This window comes from Isoptericola sp. GX10416, from assembly GCF_056590155.1.
The window spans coordinates 34,578-60,949 of record NZ_JBWPVO010000016.1; the positions used below are offsets into that span (position 1 = coordinate 34,578).

A 26,372-nucleotide genomic window follows, 5' to 3' on the forward strand; every position below is an offset into this window, starting at 1 on the left:
CTCCAGGTGACGAGAGATGATCTGTGCTGCAGATGATATACCCGGCAACTCATCTGGATGACATCGCATTCCGCGGTACGATGGCGACATGCCCACGCTCGCTGCGCCCTCACCCTTCGGCTGGTCGCTCGCTGCCCTCCTGCGCGAGTGGAAGCACCGGGTGGCCGCCACCTGCGACGAGCTGCCGCAGGGCTCCCGGGGCTACGAGGTGCTCTCTGCCGTGGTGCACGACCGACCGCCGACGCAGGCGGCGCTCGCCACGCGCCTCGGGATCGACCGGACCGTGATGACCTACCTCATCGACGAGCTCGACGCCGCCGGGCTGGCGCGGCGCGAGCCGGACCCGACGGACCGCCGCGCACGACGGATCGTCGCCACCGCGCGGGGCGCCGAGATCGTCGCCGGGCTCGACGCCCAGGTCGCGCGGGCCGAGGACGAGCTGCTCGCAGCCCTCGAGCCCGCGGAACGCACGGCACTGCGAGGCCTCCTGGCGCGCGCGGCGTCCGGGGCCGCTCCCGCCGACGACCGCTGCGCCGTCGTCGGCGACGTGATGACGTCCCGCCTCGAATGACGATCGGCTCCCGGTGGAGCAGGCCGCCGGGCCACGCTTGACCCTGACACGGTGAGAGACGGGAGAACGGTGTCATGTTGTCCATCGGGGCGTTCGCGCAGATCGGCCAGGTGACCCACCGCATGCTGCGGCACTGGGACACCGCCGGCCTGCTCGTTCCCGCCCACGTCGACGCGTTCACCGGGTACCGCTCGTACGACCCGTCCCAGCTCGACCGTCTCCACCGCATCGTCGCCCTGCGCCAGCTCGGCTTCGGCCTCAACGACATCACGCTGATCCTGGCGGACGGCGCCGACGTCGAGCGGCTCGCCGAGCTGCTGCAGGTCCGACGGGCGGAGGTCGAGGAGGAGCACGAGCGGGCCACGGCGCGGCTCGTCGACGTGGAGCGCAGGCTCCGGCTCATCGAGAAGGAGAAGGTCATGACCAGCATCGAGATCGTCCAGAAGTCCCTGCCCGCCGTCCGGCTCGCGGCGCGCACCGCCGTCGTGGGCGCCCAGCCCGAGATGCCCGGCGTCGTCGGCCCCGCCTTCGACGCCGTCGCCCGGGCGCTCGAGCCGAACAAGGGGCTGCTCGAGACGCCGATCGCCCAGTACGACATGGGTGAGGACGGCCTGCGGGTCGTCGTGGGGTACGCCTACGACGGCGAGGCACGGCCCGGGTTCGAGGTCGTCGACCTGCCGGCGGTCGGCACCGCGATGTGCGCCGTGCACCACGGGCCGATGGACCAGATCGCCGGGTCGTGGCAGGCGCTGCACACCGAGATGACCGAGCGGGGCTACGTGCCCTCGGGGCCGTGCCGGGAGCTCTACGTGCGTGCCGAGCCGGACCACGACCAGAGCGACTGGGTCACCGAGCTGCAGCAGCCCGTCACCCGCGCCTGACCAGCGCGCCTCCGCCCCCCCCCGCCCGAGCGTTGTGGGCGCGATTTCTGGGCGCCGAGACCGGACGTATCCGGCATATCGGGCCAGAAATCGCGCCCACAACCATCAGGTGACGGCGCCGAGGTGCCAGGGGATGAACTCCTCGGCACCGATGCCGAGCTCCTCGCTCACGGTCTGCTCCCCGGACGCGACCGCGAGGATCTTCGCCAGGATCTCCTCGCCGACCTCCTCCAGCGTGGCCGTGCCGTCCACGATCCGGCCGGCGTTGACGTCCATGTCCTCGCTCATCCGGTCGTACATCGGCGTGTTCGTGGCGACCTTGATCGACGGCGTCGGCTGGCATCCGAACACCGAGCCGCGCCCCGTGGTGAACACCACGACGTTCGCCCCGCCCGCCACCATCCCCGTCACGGACACCGGGTCGTAGCCGGGGGTGTCCATGAAGGTGAACCCACGGTCGGTGATCTGCTCAGCGTACTCGTACACGGCCGTCAGGTCGGCGGTGCCGCCCTTGGCCACCGCGCCGAGCGACTTCTCGAGGATCGTCGTCAGGCCGCCCGCCTTGTTGCCGGGCGACGGGTTGTTGTCGAGGGTGCCCTGGCCGGCGGCCACGTAGTCGCGCCACCAGTCGATCCGGTCCAGCAGCTTCTTCGCCACGCCCGGTGAGGTGGCCCGCGCGGTCAGCAGGTGCTCCGCACCGTAGACCTCGGGCGTCTCGGCGAGCACCGACGTGCCGCCGTAGGCGACGATCCGGTCCGACGCCCAGCCGAGCGCCGGGTTGGCGGTGATCCCGGAGTAGCCGTCGGACCCGCCGCACTCCAGGCCCAGGACCAGCTCCGAGACGTCGCACTCGGTCCGACGGCGCGCGTCCACCTCGGGCAGCATCGCTCGCACCGCCTCGACGCCCGCCCGCACCGAGGCCCGCACGCCACCCGTCTCCTGGATGGTCATCGACCGCACCACGGTGTCGTCCGGGATCGCGGCCAGCAGCCCTCCGGCTCCCGCATCGGTGCCGGCCGGCGCGCCCATGCCGGGCATGCCCAGGTCGGCGACGGAGCCGGAGCGCGCGGACAGCGCAGCTCCGGGCACCATCTCGCAGCCCAGACCGAGGACGAGCACCCCGGCGACGTTCGGGTTCGCCGCATACCCGCGCAGGGTGCGCAGCAGCATCTGGCCGCCCTCCGAGTCCGGTACGAGCCCGCACCCGGAGGTGTGCGTCAGCGCGATGACGCCGTCCACGTTCTCGAACTCGTCCAGCGCCGCACCGCGGAACTGCTCCGCGATCATCTTCGCCGTCGTCGCCGAGCAGTTCACGCTCGTCAGGATCGCCAGGTAGTTGCGGGTACCGACCCGGCCGTCCGCGCGACGGTAGCCGCGGAACGTGGGCCGCGGGACGCCGTCGGGCACCGTCAGCTCGGTGTGGGTGCCGCCGAGCGGCGCCTCGCGCTCGCCCGGGTCGAACCCCAGGTTGTGCGAGTGCACGTGGTCGCCCGGGACGATGCCCGCCGTGGCGACGCCGATGACCTGCCCGTACTTGTGCACCGGCGCCCCGGCAGCGACCTGCCGCAGCGCGACCTTGTGCCCGCGGGGTACGGCCTCGCGGACGACGACGGCGGTCCCGTCAGGGGCGACGGCGCGGTCGGCGGCGGTGAGGTCACGCGTGGCGACGGCGACGTCGTCGCCGTGGCGGAGCACGAGCAGGTCGTTCATCAGGTCGTTCCGTCCTCGACATGGCGACAGCCCCGCCGGGCGGCGGGGCTGAGACCGTCGGGTACGGGGCCGCCGGGAGGTTCCGGTCGGCGACCCCGCACCCTTCGGGTCAGGTGAGCTGAGGCATCAGCTCGGGACCGAGGTGGCTCAGGAGGTGGCTGCCTCGACCTCGGAGAGGAACGCGTCGGCGGCCTCGTCCGGGGTCATGGAGCCGAAGAGCACCTCGGAGTTGATACGGATCATGATGTCCTGGACGTCGCCCGCACCGTTCGGCGGCACCGACGGGGCGTCCGGGATCTCGTCCTCGATCTCGGCCATGAAGTCGGCGACCTTGGCGTCCGCGGCCTCGAGGTCCCCGAGGATGGACTCGCGCACCGACAGGTTCGAGGGCAGACCACGGTCCGTGAGCTGGAGCGCGGCGACCTCGGGGTCGTTGAGCAGGAAGTCGACGAACATGGCCGACTCCTCCGGGTGCTCGGAGGTCGCGGAGACCGAGTAGAACATGGCCGGCTTGAAGTACATGCCGGTCCGCTCGTGCTCCGTCTCACCCGGCATGCGCAGCAGCTCGAGGTCGTTGCCCGAGGCCGAGCTCAGCGCGCCGAGCTGGTTCGACCACCACACGCCCAGGCCACCGGCGTTGGTACCCAGCAGCGAGCCCTCCGGGCCGGCGTTCTGGATCTCCACGGTGCGGCTGCCGTCCGGCGAACCGCCGCTCTCCTGCAGGTCGAGCCCGATCTGGAAGAATTCCTCGACGGTCTCCTTGTCGACACCGAGCGAGCCGTCCTCGTTGTAGAGGCTCTGGCCCTTCTGGCGCGCGAGGACGCTCAGGCCGGCCTCGTTGAAGCCGATGTCCTGGGTGCCGTAGACGCCGTCACCGGCGGCCTCGGACAGCTCGGCCGAGACCTTGACGAAGTCCTCCCACGTCCACGTCGTGTCGTCCGGGACCTCCACGCCGGCGTCGGCGAAGATCTGCGGGTCGGCCATCATCGCGTAGGCGTTCACGCCGGTGGCCAGGCCGTAGAGCGTGCCTTCGACCCGACCGCCGTCGATGATCGTCTCGGGGATCTCGGAGGTGTCGATGTCCAGGGACTCCAGGTCGGCGAGCACGCCACGGTTGGCGTAGTCGGCGATGAAGCGCTCCTCGTGGGTGATGACGTCCGGGGTGTCCCCACCGGCCGTCGACGTGGCCAGCTTGTCCCAGTAGCCGCCCCAGTCGGTGTAGTCCGGGACCACCGTGATGCCCGGGTTCTTCTCCTCGAAGAGGTCGATGATCTCCTGCGTGGTCTGGTGGCGGTCGTCCGACCCCCACCAGGAGAAGCGGATCTCGACACCGTCGCCGTCGCCGCCCTCCTCGGCCTGCGTGCTGTCGGAACCGGGACCGCCGCTCGATCCCCCTGCGCAGGCGCCCAGGGCCATCGCACCGGCTGCCGTCATGGCGATGAATGCGGCGCGGGTCCGTCCACGTCGAGTGGTCGTTGCTCGCATGATTCTCCTTGTGTGTGCGTGACGAAACGTCGTCGTTGTCATCTAGCAGGAGGTCCCACCGTCGGGACCTCGTGGGAGCGGTTACTTGATACCTGTCGTGGCGATCCCCTTGACCAGGTACTTCTGGCCGAAGAGGAAGACGATGAAGACCGGGACCAGGGACACGATCGACATCGCGAACAGCGGGCCCCACGAGCTGTTGCTCGTGGCGTCGATGAAGGTCCGCAGCGCGATGGGCACCGTGTACATGTCGGGCCTGGTCAGGAAGATCAGCTGGCTGAAGAAGTCGTTCCACGTCCAGATGAAGGTGAAGATCGCCGTGGTGGCCAGCGCCGGCAACGACAGCGGCAGCATGATCTGCAGGAAGATCCGGCCGTGCCCGCAGCCGTCCAGGCGGGCGGCCTCGTCCAGCTCCTTCGGCAGCCCACGGAAGAACTGGACCATCAGGAAGATGAAGAACGCGTCCGTGGCCAGCAGCTTGGGGACGATGAGCGGCAGGAACGTGTTGATCCACTGCAGCTCGGAGAACAGGATGTACTGCGGCACGATGATCACGTGGATCGGCAGCATGATCGTCATGAGCATGATGGCGAACCAGATGGGGCGGCCGCGGAACTTCAGCCGGGCGAAGGCGTAGGCCGCCATGGAGCACGAGATCAGGTTCCCCACCACGGAGCCCAGCACGATGATCGCCGAGTTGAGCAGGTAGTGGTGGAACGGGTGCAGGAGCGCGTTCCAGCCCTCGCCGTAGTTCGAGAGGTCGATCGCGCTGGGGATCAGGCCCGGTTCGCGGAAGATGATCTCGTTCGGCTTGAACGAGCTCGAGAGCATCCACAGCAACGGGTAGAGCATGATCAGCCCGAAGCCGATCAGCATGACGTGCTTGAGCACTCGACGGACCCGGGGGCCGGCCTTGCGGCGGTGGGGGGCGTCGGGCACCTGGGCGGCGACCTCGGACAGCGACCGGCGTTCCCGGACAGGGGTCCGCGTCGCCGTCGGCTCGGTGTGTGCGTCGGGGCGCACCGGGGTGTCAGTCATCGTAGAAGACCCAGAACTTGGAGGCGAGGAAGTTGACGGCGGTCATGCCGGCGACGATGAGGAGCAGGAACCAGGCCATCGCCGAGGCGTACCCCATGTCGAACGACTTGAAGCCGTTCTGGTACAGGTACAGCGTGTAGAAGAGCGTCGAGTCGACGGGCCCTCCCGTGCCCCCGGAGACGATGAACGCCTGGGTGAACGACTGGAACGCCCCGATGAGCTGGAGCACCAGGTTGAAGAAGATGATCGGGCTCAGCAGCGGGATCGTGATGTTGAAGAACTGCCGGAGCTTCGAGGCGCCGTCGATGGACGCGGCCTCGTAGTACATGGCCGGGATCTGCCGCAGACCGGCCAGGAAGATGATCATCGGTGCGCCGAACGTCCACACGTTGAGGACCATCAGCGTGCCCAGCGCGTAGTCGGGGTGCGACACCCAGCCGTACCCCTCGATGCCGAAGTACGCGAGGACCTGGTTCACCAGGCCGTCCGCGCCGAACACCTGGCGCCACAGCAGCGCGATGGCCACCGAGCTGCCGAGCAGCGAGGGAAGGTAGTAGACCGACCGGTAGATCGCGAGGCCGCGCAGGCCGCGGTCGAGGACCATCGCCAGGCCGAGCGCCGCCATGAGCTGCAGCGGCACCGAGATGAGCACGTAGCGCAGCGTGACGCTCAGGGACTGCATCCACCGCGGGTCGTCGAACATCCGCTGGTAGTTCTCGATCCCGATCCAGCTCGGCGACTCGAGCAGGCTGTAGTCGGTGAACGACAGGTACAGCGAGGCGAGCAGAGGGAATGCAGTGATCAGCCCGAGCCCCACGAACCAGGGGGCAAGGAAGATCGCAGCAGCCTTGCCGTCGCCCTTGCGCGTCTCGCGGCTCGCACCGCGGGTCTTGGCGACCTCTTGCATCACGGACACGGTCGCACCTCCCCGTGCTCTGCCGTGGTGGACACCATCGTCGTCCTCCTGATCGTCGTCGATCGCGGTGACCGGTCAGGAGCGAGTGCTCGTGGCCGGGAAACCGGTTGCTGCTGAGGAAGTTACCACAAGAGGAACCGGTTTCCCATGGTGTACCGTCATCTCCTGGACCGACCCCGCATCAGGGCGTCGGCGGTGATCAGAACGTGATCCACGCGTGATCTACGCGTGATGCGAGGACGGAGGCAAAGATGCCCGGCGCGAAGACACACCGTCCTGCGGTGACCATCGCCGATGTCGCGAGAGCGGCCGGCGTCTCCCGAGCGACGGTGTCGCGCGTGATGAACGGCCGCAGCACGGTCGATCCCGCGATCTCGGCCCGCGTGCAGGAGGCCGCGATCGACCTGAGCTACCGGCCGAGCATCGTGGCGCGCAGTCTCTCGCTCGGGCGCACGACGACGGTCGCGCTCGTCGTCCCCGACCTCGGCAACCCGGTGTTCCAGCAGATCCTCGGCGGCGTCTCGTCGGCCGCCGGCGAGGACGGCTACCGCGTGCTCGTCGCGGACTCGGCCGAGGACCCGAGCGCCGAGGCGGCGATCGCCCGCGAGGCCCGGCACCGCTGCGACGCCCTCATCCTCGTCTCCCCGCGGATGCCCGACGCCGCCCTCGACGCCCTGCTCCCGGAGGTGACCCCCGCCGTCGTCATCAACCGCGAGGTCGCCGGCGGCGCGCCCAGCCTCGTCGTCGACTACGTCGACGCGGCCGTCCAGGTCGTCGAGCACCTCGTCGAGCTGGGCCACCGGCGGATCGCCTACCTCGCCGGACCCGTGGCCTCCGTCTCCGACCGTGCCCGACGGCGCGGGCTCGCCGTCTGCGGCGAGCGGCACCCGGACCTGGAGATCGTCGAGCTCACGGCCGGCTCCGACATCGCGGCAGGCCACGCCGCCGCGCCCGCCGTCCTCGCCAGCCGCGTCACCGCGGCCGTGGCGTTCAACGACCTCGTCTCGTTCGGGCTGCTCGCAGCCCTCAACGAGGCGGGCGTCGCCGTGCCCACGGACATCTCCGTGTGCGGCTTCGACGACATCGAGCTCGCCCGGTACGCCACACCGGGACTGACCACCGTCGCCGTCCCCCAGGAAGAGCTGGGACGGCATGCCTGGAGGGAACTGCACGCCGTGATCGACAACACCGCGAGCGCCGCGGAGGCGACGCGATTCGGCGTCCGGCTCGAGGTGCGGTCCAGCACCGGGCCGGTGCCGCGGACCGCCGCACACGCCGAGACGCCGGTGGAGACGCCGTCCGCCCCGGCGCCCCACGAGACCCCGGAGCGGCAGGCCGAGCAGGCGCCGGCCTGGACCCTGGAGAACGGCGTGCCGGTGCTCCGCCGCGCCGCCGACCACGTGGCGCTCTCCCGCTACGAGTCCGGCAAAGGGCTCCCCACCATCCACTCCCCGCGGCCCTACCTGCACCCGGTCCACTCGCTGGCCGGGGTGCCGCTGACCGAGTCGGGCCCCGTGGACCACCGCCACCACTACGGGGTGAGCATCGCCGTCGCGGACGTCAACGGCACCAGCCACTGGGGCGGGCGCACGTACGTGACCGACGTCGGCCCCACGCTCCTGCCCAACCACGGCCGGCAGACGTCGACCAGCACCGTCGTCGACCCCCTGTCGCCGAACCTGCTGCTCGACACCGTCGTGTGGACCGACGAGCACGGCGAGCCGCAGCTCGACGAGCGTCGCCGCATCGGCGCCCGGCTCCTCGAGGACGGCTGGGCGCTCGAGTGGCGCTCGACGCTGCACGCCGCGCACGGCCCGCTGGAGATCCGCTCCCCCGCCACGAACGGGCGCCCCGGCGCCGGCTACGGCGGGGTGTTCTGGCGGCTGCCGATCGCGGAGTCCACGCGGGTGCTGTCGGCCGACGGCGAGGGCCAGGACCAGGCGCACGGGTCGACGTCGCCGTGGGTGGCTTTCGTCCAGCGGCACCGCGACGCCCGTGGCGGCGAACGGACCACGACGACGCTGCTCACCCAGACCTCCCCCGCGCGCCACTGGTTCCTCCGGTCGGAGGAGTACCCCGGCGCCTGCCCGGCGCTGGCCTGGGACACGCCGCTGCACGTCCCGGCCGGCGGAACCGTCGAGACCGGCGTCGTCGCCGCGATCATCGACCGTGAGCTCGACGCCGGCGAGGCGGCAACGCTCGCCACCGGCCTGCGCTGACGCCCCACCATCCTCGGAGACCTTCATGACGAACGCCCGCATCGCCGTCGTCGGCATACACGGACACGGCGAGAAGCACGTCCGGCACGCGCTCGAGCTCGGGGACACCGGACGAGCGCGGCTGTGCGCCGTCGTCGACCCGCGCGAGCCCGTCGAGGGGCACGCGGCGCACGGCACGGGGACCTCCTGGTTCCCCACGCTCGGCGACCTGTTGTCCTCCTCCGACCCGGACGTCCGGCCCGACGTCGTGGTCCTGTGCACGCCCATCCCGACGCACCTGCCGCTGGCCAAGGCCGCGATGGAGGCGGGCATCGACGTGCTGCTGGAGAAGCCGACGGCGGCGTCGCTCGCCGAGCTCACCGAGCTCGTCGCGATCAGCGACCGCACGGGACGGCTGTGCCAGGTGGGCTTCCAGACGTTCGGCTCGCACGCGCTCGACGCCGTCGGCGAGCTGGTCGCCCGCGGTGAGATCGGCGACGTCGTCGGCTACGGCGCGGTCGGGACCTGGGTGCGCGACACCGCGTACTGGGCCCGCTCGTCCTGGGCCGGACGGCGCCGCCTCGACGGGCGCGACGTCGTCGACGGCGTCGTGACCAACCCGCTGGCGCACGCCGTGGCCACCACGCTGCGCATCGGCAGGGTGACGCGGGCCGAGGACGTCGCCTGGGTGGACACCGACCTGTACCGCGCGAACCCGATCGAGTCGGACGACACGTCGTCGGTGCGCGTGACGGCGGCGGACGGGACGCGCTACGGGTTCGGGCTGACGCTGTGCGCGTCCGAGCGGGGCACCGCCCACGTGCTGGTGATCGGCACGGAGGGCGAGATCGAGCTCCAGTACGAGCACGACCGGCTCGTGCTGCGCAGCGGCCGGGTGACGATGGACAAGTCGTACGGCCGCACCCCGCTGCTGGAGGACCTGCTGGACGTCCGCGCCTCCGGCGATCCCCAGCGCACCCTGCTCTGCGACGTCCGGGACACCGGTGCGTTCATGCGGGTGCTCGAGGCCGTGCGCACCGGGCCCGACCCGCGTGCCGTGCCCGCCGGCGCCGTGACCTGGGTCGGCGAGGGCGACGCCCGGCGCCCGGTGGTCCAGGACGTCGAGTCGTGGTGCGAGCAGGTGGCCCGCACGCAACAGACGTTCACCGAGCTCGGCGCCCCCTGGACCCACTGAGGCGTGCCGAGTACTCAGGTTCGGACCGCTATGAGGCGCCATAACGGTCCGAACCTGACTACCCGGCACCCCGGCTCGGCACCCGGTCGGCGGCTACAGGGGGATGCCGAGGCTCGCGACCGGCACCACCTGCCCGGTCGCCAACGACCGGTTGCCCGCCACGCCCACGGCCACCGACCGCAGCCCGTCCCGCACCCCGGCACGCCGGTCCAGCGGATCGCCCGCGACACCTCCGGCCGACGGCGGCAGGTGGCCGCGCAGCACATCCCGCAGCATCGCGGCGTCACCCTCGCGGTGCCCCGCCGGGCCGCCGAACGGCACCTCCACCGCGTGCCCCCAGTGCTCCTGGACGACGAGCCGCCCTCCGGTCCGCCGCACCTCGCAGCACCGTGACGTGCCGCCGTCGGCCGGAGTGCCGCCGTCGGCCGCTGCGCCGTCGGCCGCTGGCAGCCCTGCCGTGGAGTGGCACCGCTCCACGACGTCGAGCTCCGCCCGGCCCCGCGTGCCGTTGATCGCGACGCGATATCCCTCCCACGGGCTGTGAGCGGTGAGCGAGTAGGTCATCGACGCGCCGGAGCGGTAGCCGACGAGCACGCTGAGCGTGTCCTCGATCGTGGCGCCGGCGCCGAACGGATCCTGGTCGCGCCGGTAGCCGTCAGCGTGCGCGGCGTCGTGATAGAGGGCGCGCAGCTCCGGGTCGGCGGTGAGGTCGAGCGCGTAGCGCGACCCGCCGTCCCCGGCCGCTTCGCCGTAGAAGCGCAGGCCGCCGCGGGCGTACACCGACTCGGGGACGTCCTGCGTCCACCAGTTCACCAGGTCGAAGTGGTGGCTGGCCTTGTGCACGAGCAGCCCGCCGGAGGCCGCCTTGTCCCGGTGCCAGCGGCGGAAGTAGTCCGCGCCGTGCGCCGTGTCGACCAGCCACTCGAAGTGCACCGAGACGACGTCGCCCACGCGCCCCTCCGCGACGACCTGACGCATCGCGGCGTTCTGCTCGGCATACCGGTAGTTGTGCGCCACGGTGACGTCACGGCCGCTGCTGCGTGCGGCGTCGAGGATCGTGTACATCCCTTCGGCGTCGATCGTCAGCGGCTTCTCGACGACGACGTCGGCGCCGTGGTGCAGCGCCGCGGCGACGTGCGCAGCGTGCGTCCGGTCGGGCGAGGTGACGACGACGACGTCGGGCCGGGTCTCGTCGAGCATGCGGTCGACGTCGTGCGCGGCATAGCGGGCCGGCTCGGTGCCGCCGTCGGTGCGTGCCCGGTCGGCGTGGAAGGCGAGCCGGTGCGGGTTGGTGTCGCACAGCGCGACGAGCTCGGCGACGTCGGCGTGCTCGCCCGTCATCGCGTCGACATAGAGCCGGGCTCGGTGCCCCGCCCCGACGACGGCGTAGCGGCGGCGGGTAGTCGTCCCGGCGGGCGGCGAGGTAGCGGGCCCGGGGGCGGGGGCGGGCGCAGCGAAGGTGGTGGACGTCATCGTCTATCTCCCGGAGAGGCGAGGAAAGCGCTTTCTAGCAAGGAGACTACCTGCTCCGAAGCGCCCGGCCAAGACCCCTTCGCCACCTCCGCTCGACCCGCAGACCCCGTTGTGGGCGCGATTTCTGGTCCGTAGAACCCGGCACCTCGGGCATTTCGGGCCAAGAATCGCGCCCACAACGTCCGCGGGGCACAGCGCGCCCGGGGCGACGGGGTCGTGTACGGTCAGCCGAGGTCGACGCCGAGGCCCAGGTCGGCGAGTCGCACCGGCTCGCCGGACTCCAGCGACCGGTTGCCCGCGTAGCCGACCCCGGAGGCCCGCAGCCCGTCGAGGAACCCCGCGGCCCGGCCGAGCGGGTCGGCGTCGTCGCGGCCCACGAAGACGTCGCTGAGCAGCAACGCGTCACCTCCGCCGTGACCGCCGGCGCCGAGCGCGACGATCTCGCGCTCCTCGGCGCGCTCCCAGTGCCGCTGCACCAGCAGGCGCTCGCCGGCCGGTCGCACCGCGTCGTCCGCGAACGCGTCGGTGAAGCTCGGGTCGAGGATCGCCCTGCCGTCGTCGCCGAACACGACCGAGCCGCGCTCGACGACCTCGAGCTCGGCGCGTCCGCACGAGCCGTTCACCACCACGCGGTACCCCTCACACGGGGCCGACGCCGTCAGCGAGTACGTGAGCATCGCGCCCCGCGCGTACTCCACGACCAGGCCGAGCGTGTCCTCGGTGGTGATCCCGACGTCGAACACCGACCTGTTGCGCACGTAGCCGTCGTGGGCCTGCGCCTCGGGTCCGTAGAGCTCGTTGAGGTACGGGTCCTTGGCCAGGTCGAGGGCCCACGGGTCCACGCCGTCGACGTTGAGCGCCTTCTCGCCCTCCGTGGGCACGTATCCGTGCGCGTGCGCCGCGTCGTCGCCGTAGAACCGCCGTCCGCCGCTCGCAAAGACGCGGGTGGGCACGTCGCCGATCCACCAGTTGACGAGGTCGAAGTGGTGGCTGGACTTGTGCACGAGCAGGCCGCCGTTGTTGACCTTCTCGCGGTGCCAGCGGCGGAAGTAGTCCGCGCCGTGCACGGTGTCCAGGGCCCAGTCGAAGTGGACGGACAGGACGGTGCCGATCTCGCCCGAGGCGATGACCTCGCGCAGGGCGGAGTTGCGCGGGGAGTACCGGTAGTTGAACGTCATCGTCAGGTCGCGGCCGGTCTCGGCGACGGCGTCGGTGATCTGGCGCGCCTCCTCGGCGGTGGCGGCGATCGGCTTCTCGACGACGACGTCGGCGCCCGCCCGCAGCGCGCGGGACACCAGGTCCGCGTGGGTGTTGTCGATGCTGGTGACGATCACGCGGTCGACCCGCTGGTCGGCGATGGCCTTCTCGAGGTCTTCCGGGCCGTAGACGGGTCGCTCGCCGCCGACAGCGGCGGCGACGCGCGCCTCGTGCACGGCGGCACGGACCGGGTTGGGCTCGACCCACGCGACGATCTCGCCGGTGTCGGCGTGGGCGTCGACGAGCGCAGAGACGTACATCCCGGCGCGGTGACCGGTCCCGACGACGGCGTAGCGGAGGCGGTCGGAGGTGGTGGAGGGCAACGTCGGACTCCTGTGTCTTCCGGGGCAGAAAGCGGTTTCCCGCCACTCTACCCGAGCCGCTACCGCTGCGGGGTGAGCACGACCTGGCCGGCCCACGTGAACCCGCCGCCGAACCCGAACAGCAGCGCGGGCGCTCCGGCCGGCAGCTTCCCGGCGTGCCACCACTTGGACATGCCGAGCGGGATCGACGCCGCCGAGGTGTTGCCCGACTCCGTGATGTCGGTGACGACCACGCGGTCCTCGAGCCCCAGCGACTTGGCGAGCGGCTCGATGATCCGCAGGTTCGCCTGGTGCGCCACGAGCACCTCGATGTCGTCCAGGCCCAGCCCGGCGGCCTCGACGACCCGACGCGCCCGGTCCGCCGCCCGCGTGATCGCCCACTTGAACACCGCCCGGCCGTCCTGTGCGAACCGGTCGGCCGGCGCCTCGATGCGCACGGCGGGCGTGATCTCGGGCTCCGATCCCCACACCACGGGGCCGACGGCGGGCTCGTCCGCCGCCTGCAGCACCACCGCACCCGCGCCGTCGGCCGTGAGGATGCAGGTGGACCGATCGGTCCAGTCGGTGACGGCCGTCAGCTTCTCCGCACCGATGACGACGGCGGTCCGCGAGGTCCCGGCACGGACCGCCTGGTCGGCCAGCCCCACCGCGTAGGAGAATCCCGAGCAGGCGGTGTTGACGTCGATGACGCCGGGCCCGACGACGTCGCGCAGGTCCGGCTCCTCCTCGCCCTCGGGCGTGCTCGCCCCCGGCTGCACGCCGGTGCGCAGCGCGTACGCCACCCGCCCGGCCGTGTTGGGCGACCGGTCGGCTGCGGTGGCCGTGGCGACCACGATGAGGTCGACGTCGTCGCGGGCCACCCCGGCGTCGGCGAGGGCGTGCTCGGCCGCGGCGGTCGCCATGTCCGCGACCGTGACGTCGTCGGCGGCGACGTGCCGGGTGACGATCCCGGTGCGCGACCGGATCCACTCGTCGTTCGTCTCGACGAACTGGGCGATGTCGTCGTTCGTCATGACCTTCGCGGGCTGGTGGTGCCCCAGGCCGACGATGCGGGAGCCGGCAGCACCGGCGGGCAGCGTGAGCATGCCACCGATCATTCCACGCACCGGCGGCCGGGCCGCACCGGGACAGACATCGTCCCGGTGCCACCCGGCCGCCGGCCGTGCGGAGGCGATCAGGTCAGCACTCGCCGACCTCCTCCCAGGGGCCCCACGGGCTCGCGCCCGGCTCCTGGTTCCGGGTCCACCACTTCGCCTGCCAGAGCGTGCCGTCGTGCACGGCCTGGTCGCCCTCGGTGAAGATGCGGGTGGCCGTCCACGGCGCCCCGCACTCCGGGGCGGGCTCCCCGGCCGGGCCGATCTCCTGCCACGCACCCCACGGGGACGAGCCGGGCTCCTCGCCCTTCGTCCACCACAACGCCTCGAAGACGACGCCGTCGTGCTCCACACGGTCGCCCGCCGTGTAGGTCGCGTCCGCGGTCCAGGCGTCCGGCACCTCGACGACGACGTCGCCCGGCTCGGCGTCCGTGGTGTACACCAGGCGCGGCGCGTCCGGCGTCTCCATGCCCTCGCCGATGAAGTACGAGGTGTGCGGCGGCTGGTTGTAGCCCGTGTTCTGCCAGGCCACCGCCGTGCGGTACTGGGAGTCCGACATGAGCGTCCGCAGGCGGTGCTCGGTCGGGATCACCGTCGTCGCGATCCGCAGCGCGGTCGAGTCCTCGGTGCGGGTGATCAGCTCCTCTCGCCAGTCACCGAACAGGTCCGCCTGCAGCGCCGGCGTGCCCTTGGTGCCGTTGTTCGAGAGCGTGCCCTCGGCCCGGTAGATCTCGACCTCCTCGGCGTTCTCGTAGTCCCACTTCGAGATCGTCGGCACCCCGGTGGAGGTGTCGGCGTCCCAGTCGTGGTCGCCGATCTCGGTCAGCAGGTCCCCGTCCCAGAAGGTCAGGAAGTTCGCCGCGGGGATGCTCTGAGCGACGAGCTCGCCCGACGCGGACTTCAGCTGGCCCACCGGCGAGTCCCACGCGGCGTCCCCGCCGACGGCCCAGCCCTCCGCGCCGTCGTGGCGCGGGTCGATGTCGCCCATGGCGGCACGGCCCGTGTCCTGCTCGGCCGGGATCGACCAGATGATCTCCCCGGTCCCCGCGTCGCGCAGGGTCGCCCCGACGTCGCCGGAGCTCCCCAGGTCCTCGTGGGCGGAGAACACCTCCTGCCCGTCGCGCGAGGGGTCGAAGTCCGAGACGTGCTGTGCGTCCCCGTGCCCGAGCCCGGTGTTGTAGAGCACCGTGCCGTCGTCGTCGAGCGTCATCGAGCCGTAGAGGACCTCGTCCTTCTGGTCGCCGTCGACGTCGGCCACCGCCAGGGAGTGGTTCCCCTGCCCGCGGTGCTCGTCGCCCGCGACGTCGGAGTCGAAGACCCACCGCTGGGTCAGCTCGGCGCCGTCCCAGTCGAAGGCCGCCACCACCGTCCGCGTGTAGTAGCCGCGGGCGAACAGCATCGACGGGCGCTCACCGTCCAGGTAGGCGGTGCCCGCGAGGAACCGGTCCACGCGGTTGCCGTAGGTGTCGCCCCACGAGCCGACGTCGCCGCGTGGCGGCACGTAGTCGATCGTGTCGAGCGCGACGCCCGTGGCGCCGTCGAACACCGTGAGGTACTCGGGACCGGAGAGCACGTAGCCGCCCGAGGTGCGGAAGTCCGCCCGCTCGTCCCCGATGACCGTGCCGTCCGCGTCGGTGGTGCCGTCGGCGGTCTTCGTCGCCACCTCGGCCTGGCCGTCGCCGTCGTAGTCGAACACCTGGAACTGGGTGTAGTGCGCGCCCGAGCGGATGTTGTGCCCGAGGTCGATGCGCCACAGCCGGGTGCCGTCGAGCTCGTAGGCGTCCAGGTAGGTGTTGCCGGTGTAGCCGCCCTGCGAGTTGTCCTTCGCGTTGGACGGGTACCACTTGACGACGTACTCGTACTCCCCGTCGCCGTCGAGGTCGGCCACGGAGGCGTCGTTCGCGGAGTAGGTGTACGGCTGGCCGTCCTCGGTGTAGCCGTCCTCCGGCTTGTCCAGCGGGATGTCCAGCGTCTGGGCGTCCCGCACGGCGAACTCGTCGGTGGCCCACCGCTCGGTGCCGTCGACGACAGCGGAGACCCGGTACGTGGAGTCCGTGGCCCCGTCCGCGTCCACCAGGTTGGTCGACCCGGCGACCGGTTCGTCGGTGAGGCGCTCGCCGTCCCGGTAGACGTGGAACGCGACGTCGTCGGCGTCGTCGCCCAGCATGCGCCAGCCCACGTAGACACCGTCCTCGGAGACGGCCGCCACGGGCTGACGCCCGGTGCGCTCGGTCTGCCGCGCCAGCTGGGTGACGGCCTCGGACGTCACCGGCTCGGAGAGCGCGGAGACGCCGCCGGCGTTCACCGACGCCACGGCGTAGGTGTACCCGACGGTGGTGAGCACGTCCGTGTCGACGTGCTGCGCGTCCGCGGCGCGGTCGAGCAGCACCATCTCACCGGCGGGGTCGGCCCGGTACACGTGGTAGAACAGCGCGTCGTCGACCGGCTCCCAGCTCAACGCCACGGAGTTCTTCTCGATCTCGCCCACGGCCAGGCCCGACGGCGTCGCCGCGGTCGCGACGTCGTCGTCCACCGTGGTGAGCTCGACGGCGTTGGACGCGACCGACTCGTTGCCCGCCGCGTCGAGCGCGACGACCGTGTAGGTGTAGCGCAGGCCGACGTCCGCCGTCGTGTCGACGTAGGACGTGTCGCTCACGTCGTCGAGCGCCGTCGGCTCGGCGGCGCCCTCCGCGAGGCGGTAGACGCGGTAGCCGGCGACGTCCTGCGCGGGCTCCCACGCCAGCGGCACGGAGACGTCCGAGCCGTCGATCGTCACGTCGCCGGAGGTCAGGTCCGTGGGCGCGTAGAGCAGGGCCGTGATCTCCAGGCCGTTCAGCCAGCCGTCGGCGACCACGTCGATGGTGCCGTCGGTGACCACGACGGGCTGGACGATCTTGCTGGACGTGCCGCCGCGGCCGGCGTTCGAGGAGCCGTGGTCCGTGCCCTCGATCGTCACGCCCAGGCGTGCCGTGCCGATCAGGTCGCCCCAGACGACCTCGACGGCGTAGGTGCCGTTCGGGACGTCGAACCGCATCGGGTGGTCCGGACCCGGCAGGAGGAAGTCTCGCTGCAGGTCGTCCAGCGCGCCGTCACCGGTGCCGCGGTCGCGGCCGCCCGGTCCGGCGTCGGAGGTGAAGCCGTGGCCCAGCTCCTCGGTGTACAGCGTGGTCTCGTCGAACGCCGTGTAGCCGTCCTTCGTCGGGTTCCCGGCGAGCTGCACGTCGAACTTCATGAGCGGCGCCTTGGTGGTGACGCTCACGGTGGCCGACGGCGCGGAGTCGCCTCTCCCGTTGACGGCCACGACGCGCAGGTCGTAGGCCGTGCCCTCCTCGAGCCCGGTCACCTCGGCGACCCCGATCGTGGAGGTGGTCACCAGGTCGAAGTCTTCGTCCGGCGCGGCGGACGCCTTGGCGTACACCTTGTAGATGTCCGCCCCGTCCACCTCGGTCCAGCTGAGGGTGACGCTGGACGCGGAGACGTTCCCGGCGACGACGCCGGCCGGCAGGCCCGGCACCTCGGCCGGCGGTTCGGCGTCGGCGACCTCGTCGGCGAGCGGGACGTCCAGCGCGGCGGTGTCCAGGGCCACGAGGCGCGCCATCTGGATGGCGCCGTACTCCTGGAAGTGCGTGTCGTCCGTCGTGCCGTCCGGCCGGTTCGGGTAGACGCCGGCGGGCACGTGCAGGAACACGCTCTTGGCCTCCTCCGGTCCGATCTCGTCCAGGTAGGCCCGCGACGAGGCGGACAGGTCCACGAGCGGCGTGCCGGTGTCGGCCGCGACCCGGGTCGCGGCGTCGACGTAGTCCGGGAAGGAGACGTCGAACGTCCCGGTGTCCGCGTCGAAGGATCGGCGCGAGACCGGCGTGACGACGATCGGCTGCGCGCCGCGCTGGACGGCGCCGTCGATGAACGTCTGCAGGTACCAGTAGTAGTCGCCCGGCGCGGCCCAGCGGTCGTCGACGCCGTAGCTGTTGTCGTTGTGGCCGAACTGCACGTACAGGTAGTCGCCCGGGCGGATCTGGGTGAGCACCTCGTCGAGACGTCCCTGGCTGATGAAGTTCTTCGAGGACCGGCCGCCGATGGCGTGGTTGTCCACCAGGACGTCGTCGGACAGGTAGCGCTCGATCATCTGCCCCCAGCCGGCCTGCGGTGCCCAGTACTGGTCGTACGTCTGGACGGTCGAGTCGCCGGTGACGAACACCGTCGGCCGGTCGGCCGCCTCGCGCTCGTCCGCGCGGGTGATGGTGAGCGCGTTGAGGTTCGCCGCACCCCCGGCGATCTGCAGGTTGAGCTGCCCGTCGACGAGCGCGACGTCGAACTCCATCTCGAGGAGCTCGCCCGCGGCCTTCTCGGTCTGCTGCACCTTGGCCATCTGCTCGGCGGTGACCGCCACGTCGGTGGCACCCTCGGTGTCTCCGGCGACCAGGCTGACCGTGTAGTCGCCGTTCGGCAGGTCGACGACGAGCTCGCCGCCGTCGGCCGTGACGAAGTCTCCCCGCAGGTCGTCGCCGCCACGGTCGGTCGCCGTCACCACGGAGGTGTCGACGAACCCGAGCCGGTTCTCGGCGTCGTAGGCGGTGTCCGCGTCGACGCCGACGGCGTCACCGGCCACGGCGCCGGAGCCCAGGTCGATCTGCAGCGTGCCGCTCTCGGGGAAGTCCGGTTCGCTCGCGAGGGTGCCGACGGCGGGCGCCGACGCGTCGGTGGTGCCGTCAGGTGTGACGGCGTGCACGCGGTAGTAGCTCACGGCGGAGGCGTCGGCGCCCGGGTCCGCGGCGTAGACCTCGCGGGCGCCGGTCGTGGCGACCTCGGTGTACTCGCCGTCGACGGCGTCGCCGCGGGTCAGGACGTAGCCGGTGGCGCCGTCGACCTCGTTCCAGCGCAGGACGAGCTCGCCGTCGTCCGCTGCCGCGACGCGCAGGTTCTGCGGGCCGGGCGTGCCGTCGCCCTCGCCCGGGTCGGTGGTGCCGCCGTCGTCGTCGCCGTCGCCCGCGTCGTCGGCGACCTGGGTGACCACGATGCCGTTGACGTAGCCGTAGCCCTTGCCCGTGATGCCGAGGTCCAGGCGGCCGTCGGTGACCTCGACCGTCAGCGTGCCGCTGTTCGTCTGCTCGGCGTCGGCGGTGATGTTCGTACCCTCGCCACCCTCCGGGGCGACGGTGGTGCGCACGCTGGAGGTGCCGGCGAGCGTGTCGCCGGTCCAGACCTCGACGTCGTAGGTGCCGTCCGGCACGTCCACGGCGAACGCCCAGTCAGCCCCGAGCACGAAGTCGCCGGCGAGGGGGTCGACGTCGGTCGACCGGTCCCGGGCGTCGACGTCGCCGGAGGTGATGCCGAACCCGGTCTCCTCGGCGTAGGCCGTGGTGGGGTCGACTCGGTCGTAGCCCTCTGCGACCGGGCTGTCGGGTGTCCCGAAGTCGAAGGCCCACGCAGGGGCCTCATCGGCCTGGGCCGCGCTGGGCAGCAGCGGCAGCACGAGCGCTGCGGCGGCCGCGCCGGCCACCCAGCGGGCCCGTGGCGGTGGTGGAGTGGTCGATCGGTGCCGGTAAGCGCTTTCACGTTCGGTACGCGAGAGCCTGGCGGGCTGCTGCACGGTTCACCTCGTCGTCTCGTCGTTGAGTCCGGCTCGGGGCCGGGGGCGCGCGCCTCGTCGGTGAGGCCTGTTGGATGGATTTAATGAATGGATTCAATCGCGCGTCGTCGCCATGATGCCTGCTCCGCGCCGCGGTGTCCAGGGGGAACGAGTCCGCCGACCCGGGGGGCGATAGCGTGTGCCCACGCGAGCGGCGACCGCGAGCGGCGACGGCACAGGAGGATCGGATGGCGAGCGACCACCGCCCCACGCTGGCCACCGTCGCCCGCGCTGCCGGGGTCAGCCTCAAGACCGCGTCGCGGGTGATGAACGACGAACCGCACGTGGCGCCGGGCACGCGCGAGCGGGTCCGCGCCGCCGCGCTCGAGCTCGGGTTCCGCCGCAACGCCGCCGCCGCGGACCTGGCTCGCGGCGGCCGAGCACCCCTCGTGGGGTTCGTGACGGCGGACATCGCGAACCGCTTCTTCGCCTCGGTCGGCGCCGGGATGGAGCAGGGCCTCCAGGGCAGCGGCTACCAGCTCGTGACCGCCAGCTCCGGCGAGGACGCGGTGCGCGAACGGCAGCTCACCGAGGCGTTCCTCGAACGGCGGGTCGCCGCGCTCGTCATCGCGCCGACGGACGTCGACCACCGCTACCTCGCGCGCGAGGTGGACGACGGCCCGCCCGTCGTCCTGGTGGACCGCCCCGCACCCGGGATCGAGGCGGACACCGTCGTCATCGACAACGAGGGCGGCGCGCGCCAGGCGGTGGACCACCTCGTGGCGCACGGGCACCGGCGCATCGCCCTGGTGGGCGACCATGCCCGCCTCTGGACCGCGCAGGAGCGACGCCTCGCCTTCCTGCGCGCGATGGCCGAGCACGGTCTGGCCGTGCCGGGGAGCCGGCTCCGGGAGGGTGCGCACGACGCGGCAGCCGCGCAACGGCTGGTGGCCGAGCTGCTCGACGACGCGGACCCGCCCACGGCGTTGGTGACCGCGAACAACCGGATCACCGTGGGCGCCCTCCACGTGCTGCACGCGCGCCGCACGACCGGGGCGAGCATCCCTGCGCTGGTCGGGTTCGACGACTTCGAGCTCGCCGACCTGCTCGGCGTCACGGTGGTCGCCTACGACATGGCCGAGATCGGGCGTCAGGCGGCGTTCCTCGCCCTGGAGCGGACGGCGGACCCCACGCTGCCCGCGCGGCGGCGGACCGTCCCGACCCGGCTCGTCCCGCGGGGCTCCGGCGAGGTGCCGCCCGCCTGAGCGCGGAGCCCCACCCGCCGTCCGGCCCGCAGCGCTTGAACCCCGGCCTGCCGGCGTGAGATTCTCGCCGCCCGACATGACATCGCTGTCAGAGTGGACGATCGAGGGGCCCACGCACGACGTCGGTCCCGGGAGAGGATGCACGATGCCCCACGACCAGGCACGCACCGCGAGCACGTCCGACGCCGTCGGCTGGCGCGCGGAGGAGGTCCGGCGGCTCCTGGACTTCGGCACACCCTCCGTGCTCCCGGACGGCGGCGCCGCCTGGCTGGACGACGACGGACGCCCGGACCTGGCACGGCCGGTGCACACGTGGGTCACCGCGCGCATGGCGCACACCTACGCCCTCGGCGACCTGCTCGGCGTCGAGGGCTGCGGAAGGCTCTCCGACCAGGCGCTCGCCGGGTTCGCGGGGCTCCTCCACGACGACGAGCACGGCGGCTGGTTCGCCTCGCGCGGCCCCGGCGACGACGTCGACGACACCAAGGCCGCCTACGCCCACGCGTTCGTGGTGCTCGCGGCCGCCTCCGCGACCCAGGCCGGGCGCCCCGGCGCGCCGGCCCTGCTCGCCCAGGCGCTGGACGTGCTCGACCGGCGGTTCTGGGAGGCCGGCACGGGGATGCTCGCCGACGAGCAGGACGGCGCCTGGACCACCGTGTCGCCGTACCGCGGCATCAACGCCAACATGCACGGGGTCGAGGCGCTGCTCGCCGCGTCGGACGCGACCGGCGACCCGCGGTGGCGAGAGCGGGCCGCCGCGATCGTCGACCGCACGGCGGGCTGGGCGGCGGGGAACGCGTGGCGGATCCCGGAGCACTTCACCACCGACTGGTCCCCCGAGCTCGAGTACAACGCCGACCGGCCACGCGACCCCTTCAAGCCCTACGGCTCCACGCCGGGCCACGGCTTCGAGTGGGCTCGGCTGATGCTGCAGCTCGACGTCGCCGCCGACCAGGCCGGACGGCGCACGGAGGCGGCCGAGCGGCTCTTCGAGCGCGCGCTGGCCGACGGGTTCGACGGCACCGGGTTCGTCTACACGGTCGACTGGTCCGGCCGACCGGTGGAGAGCCGCCGGTTCCACTGGGTCGCGGCCGAGGCCGTCGCCGCGGCGGAGGTCCTGGCTGCGGTCACCGGATCGCCCCGGTACGCCGAGCAGGCCGAGGCCTGGTGGGAGCTGGTCCGGCAGCGGTTCGTCGACCAGGAGCGCGGGTCGTGGCGGCACGAGCTCGATGCCCGGAACCGCCCCGCCGCCGAGGTCTGGGCGGGCAAGCCCGACATCTACCACGCCGTCCAGGCGCTGCTGGTCCCAGACCTGCCCCTGACCGGCTCCTTCGCCGAGTCGGCGCGCCGCGCAGGACCGCTCGGCTAGGACTCCGGGCGAGCCCGGTCAGCCCGCGCCGAGCCCTGTCTCGCGGTAGAACCCGAGGATGTGGTCGCGCGTCGCCCGCTCCGCGCCGTCCGCGTCGCCCGCGGTCACGGCCTCGAGGATCTGCCGGTGCTCGGCGCACAACCGGTGGGCGGTGTCCGGCCAGGAGCGCAGCCCGTCGATCCCGCGCGCCACGTAGTCGTGCACCGCGCTGCGCAGGCCGGTGAGGATCGCCTCGACGAGCTGGTTGCCCGCCCGCCGGGCGATCGCGAGGTGGAAGTCCTGGTCGAGCCGGACGAACGTGTCGACCGCGAGCCCGGGCACCGACATCTCGCGCACGAGCCGGTCGGCCTCGGCCGCGGCACCGCCGTCGGCGTCCCCGGCGCCGGCCCCGTCGGCAGCGTCCGCCGCCTCCCGCACGGCCCAGCTCTCGAGCGCCACCCGCGTCGCCACGACGTCGTGCACGGGCAGCGTGCCGGAGGCGACGTGCAGGCGGACGGCCGCGCCGAGCCCGGCCGCAGGGCGGTCGACGACGGTAGCCCCGGCGTCGGGCCCGGACCCGACGGCGGTGCGGATGATGCCCATCGCTTCCAGGATGCGGATGGCCTCGCGCACGGACGGGCGGGAGACGCCGAGCTCCTCGGCGAGCGCGCGTTCGGCGGGCAGCCGCTCGCCGAGCGCCCAGCGACCGGCGGCGAGGTCGGACTCGATGCTGGCGAGGACCTTCTCGTGAGTGCGCACGGACCGATCCTAGCCGTGGTCTGACCACACCACTCCCGTGGGCTACAGTGGTCGGACCACACAGACCAGCCACCGCAGCCCCGCCGAAGGAGTCGGACGTGCGCATCGCCCTCGCTGCGACCTGCATCGCGGACACCATGTTCCCCGGCGCGCCGCGCGCCACCGTCCGCCTGCTCGAACGCCTCGGGCACGAGGTCGTCTTCCCTCGCGGCCAGGCGTGCTGCGGCCAGATGCACGTCAACACCGGCTACCTCGACGAGGCCGTACCCGTCGTGCGCAACCACGTGGAGACGTTCGCCCCCGTCGCCGACGGCGAGTGGGACGCCGTCGTCGTCCCCTCCGGATCGTGCACCGGTTCGATCCGCCACCAGCAGGCGATGGTCTGCCGCCGCGCCGGCCTCGACGACCTCGCCACCACCGCCGAGGCCGTCAGCGCCAGGACGTTCGAGCTCTCCGAGCTGCTGGTCGACGTGCTCGGGATCACCGACGTCGGGGCGTGGTTCGGTCACCGCGTCACCTACCACCCCACCTGCCACTCGCTGCGCATGCTGCGGGTCGGCGACAAGCCGCTGCGGCTCCTGCGCGCCGTGGAGGGCATCGACCTCGTCGAGCTCCCCGGCGCCGAGTCGTGCTGCGGGTTCGGCGGCACCTTCGCGCTGAAGAACGCCGACACGTCGGCCGCGATGCTCGCCGACAAGACCGCGAACGTCCGCGCCACCGACGCCGAGGTCCTCACCGCCGGCGACTATTCCTGCCTCATGCACATCGGCGGAGGTCTCTCCCGCCAGCGCACCGGCGTCGGCACCCTGCACCTGGCGGAGATCCTCGCCTCGACCCGCGAGGACCCCACCCCGCTGCCCCACGCCCGCACGGAGGTCGCCCGATGAGCACGTTCCTCGGCCTGCCCGGCCTGCGCCGCCGCGGCACGGGGCCGGACGGCGTCCCGGCCGCGAGCGCCGACGAGCCGTTCGGCGCCGTCCCCCACCCCCAGGAGCCGCTGCGCTGGGGCACCTCCTTCCCGGAGGCGGCCCGCGAGACCCTGAAGAACGAGCAGCTGCGCCGCAACCTCGGCCACGCGACGGCGACGATCCGGACCAAGCGGGCCGCCGTCGTCGACGAGGTGCCGGACTGGGAGGCTCTGCGCGACGCCGGCTCCGCGGTCAAGGAGCAGGTCATGGCGGAGCTGCCCCACCTGCTGGCACAGCTCGAGGAGAACGTCAACGCCCGCGGCGGCGTCGTGCACTGGGCCCGCGACGCGGCCGAGGCCAACCGCATCGTCACCGAGATCGCGCAGGCCAAGGGCGTCGACGAGGTCGTCAAGGTCAAGTCGATGGCCACCCAGGAGATCGGGCTCAACGAGCACCTGGCCGAGGAGGGCATCGCGGCGATCGAGACGGACCTGGCCGAGCTCATCGTGCAGCTCGCCGACGACATGCCGTCCCACATCCTGGTGCCCGCCATCCATCGCAACCGCGCCGAGATCCGCGACATCTTCCTGGCCCGCATGGGTGACGTCCCGGCCGACCTGTCCGACGTGCCGCGCGAGCTCGCGATGGCCGCCCGCGCGCACCTGCGCCGCAAGTTCCTCTCGGCTCGGGTCGCGGTGTCGGGCGCGAACTTCGGCGTCGCCGACACCGGCACGCTGGCCGTCGTGGAGTCCGAGGGCAACGGCCGGATGTGCCTCACACTGCCCGAGACCCTCGTGACCGTGATGGGCATCGAGAAGCTGATCCCCACCTACACCGACCTCGAGGTGTTCGCCCAGCTCCTGCCGCGGTCCTCCACCGGCGAGCGGATGAACCCGTACACCTCGCTGTGGACCGGCGTCACCCCCGGCGACGGCCCGCAGGAGTTCCACCTGGTGCTCCTCGACAACGGCCGCACCGACGTCCTCGCCGACGAGGTGGGCCGCAGCGCCCTGCACTGCATCCGCTGCTCGGCGTGCCTCAACGTGTGCCCGGTGTACGAGCGGGTCGGCGGGCACGCCTACGGCTCGGTCTACCCCGGCCCCATCGGCGCGATCCTCACCCCGCAGCTCACCGCTGCCTCCGGAGGGGTCTCGGGCGCCGACGACGTCAACGCCTCGCTCCCCTACGCCTCGACGCTGTGCGGCGCCTGCTACGACGTCTGCCCGGTGAAGATCGACATCCCGTCGATCCTCGTGGACCTGCGCGCCCGCGAGGTCGACGCCGACCGCGGCCGGCACAAGGTCGACCCGTGGAAGGCCGCCATGAAGGCAGCCTCGTGGGTGATGTCCGACGGCGGCCGGTTCGGCCTGGCAGGCCGTGCGGCCACGCTCGGGCACGGCCTGGGCGGCCGCGACGGGGTGATCTCGAAGGCTCCGCCGCCGGTGTCCGCGTGGACCCGCGAACGAGACCTGCCCGCACCGCCCGACGAGACGTTCCGGCAGTGGTGGGCCTCCCGCGAGCGAGCGGCCGAGCGCGACGCACGCCCCGCCGTCGGGCACCAGGACGGGGAGGGAGAGCGATGAGCGCGCGCGAGGACGTGCTGCGCCGCGTGCGGGCCGCGTTGGGCGACCGGGGCGCCGGGACGACGGCGGCCGGGAAGGTCGGCACGGCGCCCGCGGCCGTGGAGGTGCCGCGGCGGTACCGCGAGAGTGGTGACCACGACCCTGGCTCGCCCGCGGTGCTGGAGCAGCTCGTCGACCGGCTGGTCGACTACCGGGCGCACGTGCGGCAGGTGACGGCGGGCGAGCTGCCCGCCGCGGTGGCGGACGTCCTCGCCCAGGCGGGCTCCGTCGTCGTGCCCCCCGGGCTGGACGAGGCGTGGCTCGCCGCGGCGGGCGACGTCGTCGTGCACCGCGACCCGCGGGACGAACCGCTGAGCGCCCTCGACCTGGACGCGATCGGCGCCGTGCTCACCGCCGCGCGCGTCGCCTGCTCGGAGACGGGCACGATCGTGCTGGACGGCGAGCCGGACCAGGGGCGCCGCGCGATCTCGCTGGTGCCCGACGTCCACGTGTGCGTGGTGCGGGCCGAGCAGGTGGTCCAGACCGTCCCCGAGATGGTGCGCCGGCTCGCCTCGCACCCGGAGCGGCCGCAGACGTGGATCTCGGGCCCGAGCGCGACCAGCGACATCGAGCTCGACCGCGTCGAGGGCGTGCACGGCCCCCGCACCCTGCACGTGCTCCTCGCCCCCTGACCCACCCCAAGCGTTGTGGGTGCACGACACGCCGTTAAGCCGGTCGGCTTAACGGCGTGTCGTGCACCCACAACGGCCAAGGGGTGGGCGGTCGCCGGCGCGCGGCGGAAGCCTCACAATGGACTCCC

The 26,372-nt window shown here is 72.5% G+C and carries 18 protein-coding genes; 9 read left to right on the forward strand and 9 right to left on the reverse strand.

The window, feature by feature from the left end; all coding sequences use genetic code 11:
- Positions 1–88 precede the first annotated feature (88 nt).
- Together ACWAT2_RS17710 and ACWAT2_RS17715 are read left to right on the forward strand one after the other, a co-directional pair.
- Entirely contained in the window at positions 89–571 is a 483-nt protein-coding gene (locus tag ACWAT2_RS17710; RefSeq protein ID WP_402377706.1) for a MarR family winged helix-turn-helix transcriptional regulator, read from the forward strand.
- Between the two features lie 74 nt (positions 572–645).
- On the forward strand, positions 646–1,452 hold the full coding sequence (locus ACWAT2_RS17715) for a MerR family transcriptional regulator (protein ID WP_402377709.1): 807 nt from the start codon (positions 646–648) through the stop codon (positions 1,450–1,452).
- Positions 1,453–1,557: 105 nt separating this feature from the next.
- On the opposite strand, the gene ACWAT2_RS17720 is transcribed toward ACWAT2_RS17715, so the two are convergent.
- The 4 genes from ACWAT2_RS17720 to ACWAT2_RS17735 all read right to left on the reverse strand — a co-directional run bounded on the left by ACWAT2_RS17720 (position 1,558) and on the right by ACWAT2_RS17735 (position 6,592).
- Positions 1,558–3,162: a UxaA family hydrolase gene (locus ACWAT2_RS17720; RefSeq protein ID WP_402377712.1), complete on the reverse strand. Its 1,605-nt coding sequence runs from the start codon at positions 3,160–3,162 to the stop codon at positions 1,558–1,560.
- Positions 3,163–3,309: 147 nt separating this feature from the next.
- Positions 3,310–4,647 (reverse strand): ABC transporter substrate-binding protein, encoded by a 1,338-nt coding sequence (locus ACWAT2_RS17725; protein ID WP_402377715.1) that lies wholly within the window; start codon positions 4,645–4,647, stop codon positions 3,310–3,312.
- An 81-nt stretch (positions 4,648–4,728) separates the two neighbouring features.
- The gene (locus tag ACWAT2_RS17730) at positions 4,729–5,685 is read right to left on the reverse strand and encodes a carbohydrate ABC transporter permease (protein ID WP_402377718.1); all 957 of its coding nucleotides are present in this window, start codon (positions 5,683–5,685) and stop codon (positions 4,729–4,731) included.
- Positions 5,678–6,592: a carbohydrate ABC transporter permease gene (locus ACWAT2_RS17735; RefSeq protein WP_402377800.1), complete on the reverse strand. Its 915-nt coding sequence runs from the start codon at positions 6,590–6,592 to the stop codon at positions 5,678–5,680. The genes ACWAT2_RS17730 and ACWAT2_RS17735 overlap by 8 nt, the downstream gene beginning before the upstream one ends.
- 290 nt (positions 6,593–6,882) lie before the next feature.
- Between ACWAT2_RS17735 and ACWAT2_RS17740 the strand changes: the two genes are divergently transcribed.
- Positions 6,883–8,820, forward strand: coding sequence for a DUF6807 family protein (locus tag ACWAT2_RS17740; protein ID WP_402377720.1), 1,938 nt, complete (start codon positions 6,883–6,885; stop codon positions 8,818–8,820).
- Between the two features lie 25 nt (positions 8,821–8,845).
- Positions 8,846–9,994 (forward strand): Gfo/Idh/MocA family protein, encoded by a 1,149-nt coding sequence (locus tag ACWAT2_RS17745; protein WP_402377723.1) that lies wholly within the window; start codon positions 8,846–8,848, stop codon positions 9,992–9,994.
- Positions 9,995–10,087: 93 nt separating this feature from the next.
- On the opposite strand, the gene ACWAT2_RS17750 is transcribed toward ACWAT2_RS17745, so the two are convergent.
- The 4 genes from ACWAT2_RS17750 to ACWAT2_RS17765 all read right to left on the reverse strand — a co-directional run bounded on the left by ACWAT2_RS17750 (position 10,088) and on the right by ACWAT2_RS17765 (position 19,641).
- Complete coding sequence (locus ACWAT2_RS17750) at positions 10,088–11,467, reverse strand: Gfo/Idh/MocA family oxidoreductase (protein WP_402377726.1); 1,380 nt, start codon at positions 11,465–11,467, stop codon at positions 10,088–10,090.
- A 224-nt stretch (positions 11,468–11,691) separates the two neighbouring features.
- A complete protein-coding gene (locus ACWAT2_RS17755) occupies positions 11,692–13,047 on the reverse strand; it encodes a Gfo/Idh/MocA family protein (RefSeq protein ID WP_402377729.1) in 1,356 nt (451 codons plus the stop codon).
- Positions 13,048–13,106: 59 nt separating this feature from the next.
- The gene (locus tag ACWAT2_RS17760) at positions 13,107–14,132 is read right to left on the reverse strand and encodes a 3-oxoacyl-[acyl-carrier-protein] synthase III C-terminal domain-containing protein (RefSeq protein ID WP_402377731.1); all 1,026 of its coding nucleotides are present in this window, start codon (positions 14,130–14,132) and stop codon (positions 13,107–13,109) included.
- A gap of 94 nt (positions 14,133–14,226) precedes the next feature.
- Positions 14,227–19,641: a rhamnogalacturonan lyase family protein gene (locus ACWAT2_RS17765; RefSeq protein WP_402377734.1), complete on the reverse strand. Its 5,415-nt coding sequence runs from the start codon at positions 19,639–19,641 to the stop codon at positions 14,227–14,229.
- A 317-nt stretch (positions 19,642–19,958) separates the two neighbouring features.
- On the opposite strand from ACWAT2_RS17765, the gene ACWAT2_RS17770 reads away from it, so the two are divergent.
- A complete protein-coding gene (locus tag ACWAT2_RS17770; protein WP_402377737.1) occupies positions 19,959–20,975 on the forward strand; it encodes a LacI family DNA-binding transcriptional regulator in 1,017 nt (338 codons plus the stop codon).
- 145 nt (positions 20,976–21,120) lie between these two features.
- Positions 21,121–22,344 (forward strand): AGE family epimerase/isomerase, encoded by a 1,224-nt coding sequence (locus ACWAT2_RS17775; RefSeq protein ID WP_402377740.1) that lies wholly within the window; start codon positions 21,121–21,123, stop codon positions 22,342–22,344.
- A gap of 18 nt (positions 22,345–22,362) precedes the next feature.
- Here the strand turns inward: ACWAT2_RS17775 and ACWAT2_RS17780 are convergent, their stop codons facing one another.
- The gene (locus tag ACWAT2_RS17780; RefSeq protein ID WP_402377742.1) at positions 22,363–23,082 is read right to left on the reverse strand and encodes a FadR/GntR family transcriptional regulator; all 720 of its coding nucleotides are present in this window, start codon (positions 23,080–23,082) and stop codon (positions 22,363–22,365) included.
- A 98-nt stretch (positions 23,083–23,180) separates the two neighbouring features.
- On the opposite strand from ACWAT2_RS17780, the gene ACWAT2_RS17785 reads away from it, so the two are divergent.
- The 3 genes from ACWAT2_RS17785 to ACWAT2_RS17795 are packed head-to-tail and all read left to right on the forward strand — an operon-like array spanning position 23,181 to position 26,244.
- Complete coding sequence (locus tag ACWAT2_RS17785; protein WP_402377745.1) at positions 23,181–23,969, forward strand: (Fe-S)-binding protein; 789 nt, start codon at positions 23,181–23,183, stop codon at positions 23,967–23,969.
- Positions 23,966–25,573 carry a LutB/LldF family L-lactate oxidation iron-sulfur protein gene (locus ACWAT2_RS17790; protein WP_402377747.1) on the forward strand — a complete coding sequence of 536 codons (1,608 nt, stop codon included), beginning with the start codon at positions 23,966–23,968 and terminating at the stop codon, positions 25,571–25,573. The genes ACWAT2_RS17785 and ACWAT2_RS17790 overlap by 4 nt, the downstream gene beginning before the upstream one ends.
- Positions 25,570–26,244 (forward strand): LutC/YkgG family protein, encoded by a 675-nt coding sequence (locus ACWAT2_RS17795; protein WP_402377750.1) that lies wholly within the window; start codon positions 25,570–25,572, stop codon positions 26,242–26,244. Before ACWAT2_RS17790 ends, ACWAT2_RS17795 begins: the two co-directional genes overlap by 4 nt.
- The last annotated feature ends 128 nt before the right edge of the window (positions 26,245–26,372 follow it).